Below are 6,155 nucleotides of genomic sequence, written 5' to 3' on the forward strand. Positions count from 1 at the left end.
AACGATGTGGTTTCGAGCCCTACCTATTCTATCGTTAATGAATATGAAAGTCCTAAAGGTTCGGTGTTCCATTTCGATTTTTATAGGATAAAAGATATTCACGAAGCTTATGATCTGGGCTATGAAGAATATTTTTATGGTGGTGGAGTTTGTTTAATAGAATGGCCTGAGCGAGTGGAAGAGTTGCTGCCCGAAAAACATATTAAAATTGAGATAAAGGTGCTGGATGAAAACCGCAGATTATTCAGATTTTCGAAGGGATAACAATTAGTTATCAATAAATTAACAGATTTTCCTTATCTTGAACAACCTAAAACTATCAAAATTTTAAATTCAACATGGCTACAGGATTACGCGAAGGAATGGCCGATATAGCTCGTCAGGGTTTACTACAAACGCAAGAGGCAAAGCTAGAAACCAGAAATAAAAAAAACAGTCTATATATAGGAATACCCAAGGAAATTTCTTTCCAGGAAAATAGAATTGCATTAACCCCTTTGTCTGTTGCATTATTGGTAAACAATGGGCACCGTGTTGTTCTGGAAAGTGGCGCTGGCACTGGGGCTAATTTTTCTGATACCGAGTATGCTGAGCAGGGGGCTAAAATTGCCTATAACAAAAAAGAGGTTTTCGATGCTGATATCCTGGTGAAAATTGCACCGCCCATGTTGGAAGAGATTGAGATGATGCATAAAGGGCAAACACTAATTTCTTCGTTGCAAACCGGAACGCTAAAGCAGGATTATCTGAAAGCATTGATGCATAAAAAAATTAACGCATTATGTTTTGAGAATCTTCGCGATGAAGGTAATGTACTCAGCGTAGTACGCGCCATGAGCGAAATAGTGGGCTCGACCTCTATTTTAATTGCTGCAGAATATTTGAGCAATGTAACAGGCGGAAAAGGTTTAATGCTCGGCGGCTTTACTGGCGTTCCTCCAACAGAGATTGTTATTTTGGGTGCAGGAACGGTTGGCGAATATGCCGCCAGAACAGCTTTGGCATTGGGAGCCGAGGTTAAAGTTTTCGATAGCTCCATTTACCGCTTACGCCGCCTGCAGAATAATTTAGGAAGCAGGGTGTTTACTTCCGTAATGCAACCTATTGTTTTGAATAAGGCTATTGTAACCTGCGATGTAGTAATAGGCGCCATTAGAGCCACCCACGGGCGTAGTCCATGCATAGTAATGGAAGAAACGGTTGCCCGGATGAAACCACATTCGGTGGTAATTGATGTAAGCATTGATCAGGGCGGTTGTTTTGAAACTTCTGAAGTGACAAACCACACCAATCCAGTGTTTAGAAAATACGATGTAATTCACTATTGTGTGCCAAATATTGCTTCGCGTGTGCCAAGAACAGCATCTTACGCTTTAACGAACATTTTTGCCCCAATTTTATTGGATATCGGTGAATTCGGAGGTTTAATGAATATGGTATGGAATACACCTGGTATCCGCGAAGCGCTATATATTTATCAGGGAAACTGTACCAATAAAGATCTGGCTGATATGTTTAATCTGCCATTTAAGGATCTTGAATTATTGGTCGTCTCGAATCAATAAAACTTTGCAGTAACGAGACTATTAATTTAGCGGATAAAACCAATGAAATGTCATCCTGAGCATGTAGAAGGACATTTTGTTGGTTATCAAATGTAAAGGTCTTCGACAGGCTCAGACTGACAACCGTTTTGACTTAACAGCGGTAATGACCTATACCAAATACCAATTATATGAAACTCAATCTCTTTACGTTATTTTTCTTCCTCTCAGTGGTCGTTAGCGCCCAAAATAAACCTTCCGCTATAAAAAAACTGGTGGTGGTGAGTTCATATAATCAATACCTCGCATCGGTAAAAACGGACCCGAATAACGAATTGGTTGAAATCAAGAAAGCCATTCCCAATATCAAATTAGATATCCGCTACGCCACTAAGAATAATTTTATGCAGCAGGTAATGTATAAACAGGCAAGGGCTTTTGCGCGAAAACCAGTAGTAGAATCATTAAAAAAAATCCAAAAGGAATTAAATAAAAAAGGCTATGGCTTGAAAATATTCGATGGTTACCGGCCTTATGCTGTTACCGTTGAATTTTATAAAAAAGCCAGCGATAAAAATTTTGTAGCCAATCCGGCAAAAGGATCTAAACATAATAGAGGCTGCGCCGTAGATTTAACCCTGATTGATCTGAAAACGGGCAAAGAAATAACAATGCCAACACCTTACGATAGTTTCTTGGCTGCTGCTGCAGCGAAATACGAAAAGGTATTACCTGAGGCGAAGAAGAACCGCGATTTTCTGATCACAATAATGGCGAAATACAGACTTAATGTTTTGGAAAATGAATGGTGGCACTATGATTTTTCGGGCTGGAAAAACTACGATTTAATGGATATTCCCTTTGAGAAGCTTTAGAGGTTAATCGATTCATTAGTTAATAGTCCATTAGTTTGAGTGCCAGGCTGTAATCTTTAGGACGAGCGTTATCCTGAACTTGTTTAAGGATCTGATCCTACATTCTTAAAACCTTAATTTCTTAACTTCTCAATGGTAAATTTGTTCAATAGCCATTCTTTTATTGGGCTGGGAGTATACCGAATTAGTTTCGTCATTTCGATCCGATAGCTATCGGATGGAACGAAGTGGAATAGAGAAATCTAACCTTTTTCCATGGTGTAAGATGTTACCATATTACACTAAATTTAAATTTTAGCTCTTTAATTGTCAGGTGGTAACGCCTAACATCACAAACTACAAATGATGCGGCCTCCCGTATTGTTCCATTTTTACCTTCGCTTTATCCTCTTTTACAGCCAGTTCAAAAATGTAATCGTAATCATCATCTGTTAATTCCTCTTTAGGCTTTTTGCCGCCAAGGGCTTCAATAATCTCGAGTACGGTATTGGAATGGCCTGCTACAATAATGGTTTTGCCAACGTAATTGGTTTTAATGCTGTCTACAAGCGATTTAATGTCTTTATAATCGATTACCTTCGGAACCACCAATGAATCCAATGTTTGGTGCGTTCTTTTTGTCGGCGTGGCAAAAGCAACATCAAATTTTACTTTTTTTAAGTAGGTTGCTAAATCTCCTGCACGAACTTTTCCTTCATCGGAGAGATTGGGGTTGGTATCCTGTGGGTTAGACTTATCTTTCTCTGCGTGCCTAACAATCCAAACATTAGTGGTTTGTGCAGAAATTACATTAGCAAAGAGAAGCGTTAACGACAGTAATACGAACAGTTTTTTCATGTCATAAATATTGAAAAATTAATTGGATAAGGAAAGGTTAAAAATTTATAGCTGTTATCAGCCTTTCAATATCCTCTTTTTTATGCCAGGAGGAAAGCACTATCCGATCTAAAGGCGCGTCGCTAGGATTCGGATAAGGAAAAGATGAAATTAAGATTTGCCTTTGCAGAAGGCGTTCTGAGAAATTAACATCGCCCAGCAAATATACCGGGAAGCCATATTCGTGTTTCCAGGTAAGATTTAATGCCGTTTCAAACATCAGCATGTTATTTTTCAGTTTATTTAATGCTTTGTTATATATTTCTTCGGCATGAATAAATGYATAAAGCCCTGCCGGACTTGGTGGAGAAGCGCCAATAAAGGTATTGGTACTTTTAAGTTTATTGATCATTTTATTGGAGGCCAAAACAATGCCCGCATCTACACCCAGTGCTTTTGCCATAGAGGCAACCACTACATTTTCGATGTTTTCTTGTTTGGGAAGATTTACGATGGCACCCATACCATCGTTGGTTACGCCTATTCCATGCGAATCATCAACAACAAGGATTATATTTTTATCCTTACGGATTTCTTTTACAAAGTCGAAGTCATAAATTTCGGGTACAAGATTATTCATGGAATTACTAATCAATATCCAGGTTTTTTCTTCAGATGAATTTATTCTTTCAATCGTTTCCTGCTCCCAATCTCGAAATAGTTTTACGTTTTTGGTTTGATTTTCTACCAACCAAAGTGCAGGGTGTGCCGCTGGGCCATAAATTACTTTCCCTAATCTGGATAAATCCTTAACGGTAAGCTGCGCAGCTAAATATCCGCTTGAAGTAATTAGCGCAGCTTCTGCTCCATACCGTGCTGCTGCCACTTTTTCAGCATCATCATAAATGCCAAGCTGAATGTTGTTGGTACGGCTTGTTCCGTTGTTTAAACCGAACTTTTTAATCCCTTCGATATATAGATTAATAAAGTTCTGATTTTTAGGAATGCCCAAATAAGCCGTTCCCCCAAAATATAAATAGGTGTTTCCTTCAATATTTATGTGGTTAGAAAAAGGTTGATCAATCGATTTAAAGTTAGGCTTCATATTAATTGTAGTTTCGTCCAAGCTCATCATTTGCAGCACGGATAATAGATTTATCGCCATTGTCATCATGGTAGAATTCCCAGAACATGATCCCATTCGCAATATCTTTAGCGAGTTTAGCTTTTTTCTTGGTGGTTATGGTTCCATTAAAGTAAAATTGAACGCCATCAATTAATGCATTATCTAAACTTACATCAGCCCCCGCTGTTACAAAATCGCGATAGGCCTTAGCCGAGTTATTGGCATTTTTACCATAAGCCGGGATACCCAGAAGGGCTTTCTCTCTTGGCATACCGCGGGTGCTTAACCAATAATTTAAACTGGCAACGGCCATGTTATAGGATGCATGTTGTATAGGCTCATTTTTATCCCAGCCAATGCCATCATACACCATAATATTAAAGAAATCTACAGCAGGAAAAACTTCCAATTTTAATCCATCCCGAATACTGCCCGCGTATACGCCAGGGGTTATGGCCGCACTTAAAAATTTATGGTATTTGTGTAGCGAATCTGAAAGCTCTTTCATTAACAGCACATAATTATCTGCAGATCCATCGCTGGTGCTTGGATATTCCCAATCCATATCTACGCCGTTCAGATTATTTGTTTTGGCAAAAGTTAGCACATTTTTTACGAACAGGTTTCTGGCCGTTGCAGATGCCGCCATCGTTACAAAAATACTTTTTGCACCCGATATCGAAATGCCTGTTTTAACGCCATTTGCCCTTGCTTTTTGCATTACGGTTGTAAATCGACCGGGTTGTTCCAACGCAGCTAAACTTCCATCGGTGTTGGGATTTAGAAAGGCATAAAAGAGGTGTGTAATCATTTTGAACTTCGAATCTGCAACACCGGCTGGATCTCGGTAACTTGGGAAATAACTTACAATCTTAAAGCTGTTGTCGGGTACATACGGTGTAGTAGGGATGGGAGGTTCTGTTATGGGGTCATTTTTCTTACAAGCTGATATAATGAGCATGGTAGAGATGCCAATCAATAGGTAGAATTTTTTCATAGGTCAGGTGTTATTTGATGTTACATATGCTTAAAAAGTATTGTGTATATAAGTGATTATCCTCACCATTTCTGCACGTACCTCGGCAGTTGGTTTTACAAAACTGTTATTCATGAAAGAATAAATATACGTTTTGCCCTTTTTTGTGAGTACATATCCACTTTGATTATGAACGCCACCAAGCGAACCTGTTTTTCCGAAAACAAAAGGTTTGTCGGTTTTGGGGTAAGCATTTTTTAATGTACCACTTTTACCGCCTGCTGGCAGCAGGCCAAAAAGTTTTTCCGGATTGTTTACCAACCTGTAAATGGAATCAAGGAGGTATACATTATCACGTGGAGTAAATAAATTCTGACGGGACAAACCAGATCCATCAGCCCATTTTACTTTATCGGGCAGAAAAGAAAGATAGTTTTTCGTAATGTAATCGATAGCTTTCGTTGTACTCAATGTATCGCCAATCTGGTTGGAGCAAACCAACAACAAATGTTCGGCAATAAAATTATCGCTGGGTAGCATCATGTGTTTTAAAACCGAATCACGCTTTGCGCCCGATAAAGTTTTAGCATACGATGGTATTTTTAAGTTTATAATGCCGACAGGTTTGTGCAGGGTATCTGATAATATTTCGACGGTAACCTGTGCGCTGGTTTTATATGGGTTTTGCTGATTATAGCCCGGTTGTACTGAAACGGCAGGATAGTGAAAGCGGTTGCTTAAAAAATCTCTGCTTACCTGAAAACTGCCTGCTTTTTTTGTAGAATCTATTTCGAAACAGGAGGCAAACACCTTTGGTT

At 38.9% G+C, this 6,155-nt stretch carries 7 protein-coding genes; 3 read left to right on the forward strand and 4 right to left on the reverse strand.

Going from position 1 to position 6,155, the window contains the following annotated elements; translation table 11 throughout:
• The 3 genes from tsaE to AC1DPQ_RS14830 all read left to right on the forward strand — a co-directional run.
• Positions 1-264: tRNA (adenosine(37)-N6)-threonylcarbamoyltransferase complex ATPase subunit type 1 TsaE (gene tsaE / locus AC1DPQ_RS14820; RefSeq protein WP_477609977.1), on the forward strand; the 264-nt coding region annotated here is incomplete at its 5' end.
• Between the two features lie 74 nt (positions 265-338).
• Complete coding sequence (locus AC1DPQ_RS14825) at positions 339-1,565, forward strand: alanine dehydrogenase (RefSeq protein WP_477609979.1); 1,227 nt, start codon at positions 339-341, stop codon at positions 1,563-1,565.
• Between the two features lie 170 nt (positions 1,566-1,735).
• Positions 1,736-2,419, forward strand: coding sequence for a M15 family metallopeptidase (locus AC1DPQ_RS14830; protein WP_477581732.1), 684 nt, complete (start codon positions 1,736-1,738; stop codon positions 2,417-2,419).
• A 336-nt stretch (positions 2,420-2,755) separates the two neighbouring features.
• Here AC1DPQ_RS14830 and AC1DPQ_RS14835 read toward each other — a convergent pair whose 3' ends face one another.
• The 4 genes from AC1DPQ_RS14835 to AC1DPQ_RS14850 all read right to left on the reverse strand — a co-directional run.
• Complete coding sequence (locus tag AC1DPQ_RS14835) at positions 2,756-3,256, reverse strand: histidine phosphatase family protein (protein ID WP_477581730.1); 501 nt, start codon at positions 3,254-3,256, stop codon at positions 2,756-2,758.
• 37 nt (positions 3,257-3,293) lie between these two features.
• Positions 3,294-4,340: an aminotransferase class I/II-fold pyridoxal phosphate-dependent enzyme gene (locus AC1DPQ_RS14840; protein ID WP_477609981.1), complete on the reverse strand. Its 1,047-nt coding sequence runs from the start codon at positions 4,338-4,340 to the stop codon at positions 3,294-3,296.
• A gap of 1 nt (position 4,341) precedes the next feature.
• Positions 4,342-5,358, reverse strand: a complete 1,017-nt coding sequence (locus AC1DPQ_RS14845; protein ID WP_477581726.1) for a glycoside hydrolase family 18 protein — start codon at positions 5,356-5,358, stop codon at positions 4,342-4,344.
• Positions 5,359-5,388: 30 nt separating this feature from the next.
• On the reverse strand, positions 5,389-6,155 hold a 767-nt coding region (locus AC1DPQ_RS14850; protein ID WP_477609983.1), incomplete at its 5' end, for a D-alanyl-D-alanine carboxypeptidase.

The sequence above is a fragment of the Pedobacter sp. 01T416_2 genome (assembly GCF_056398925.1).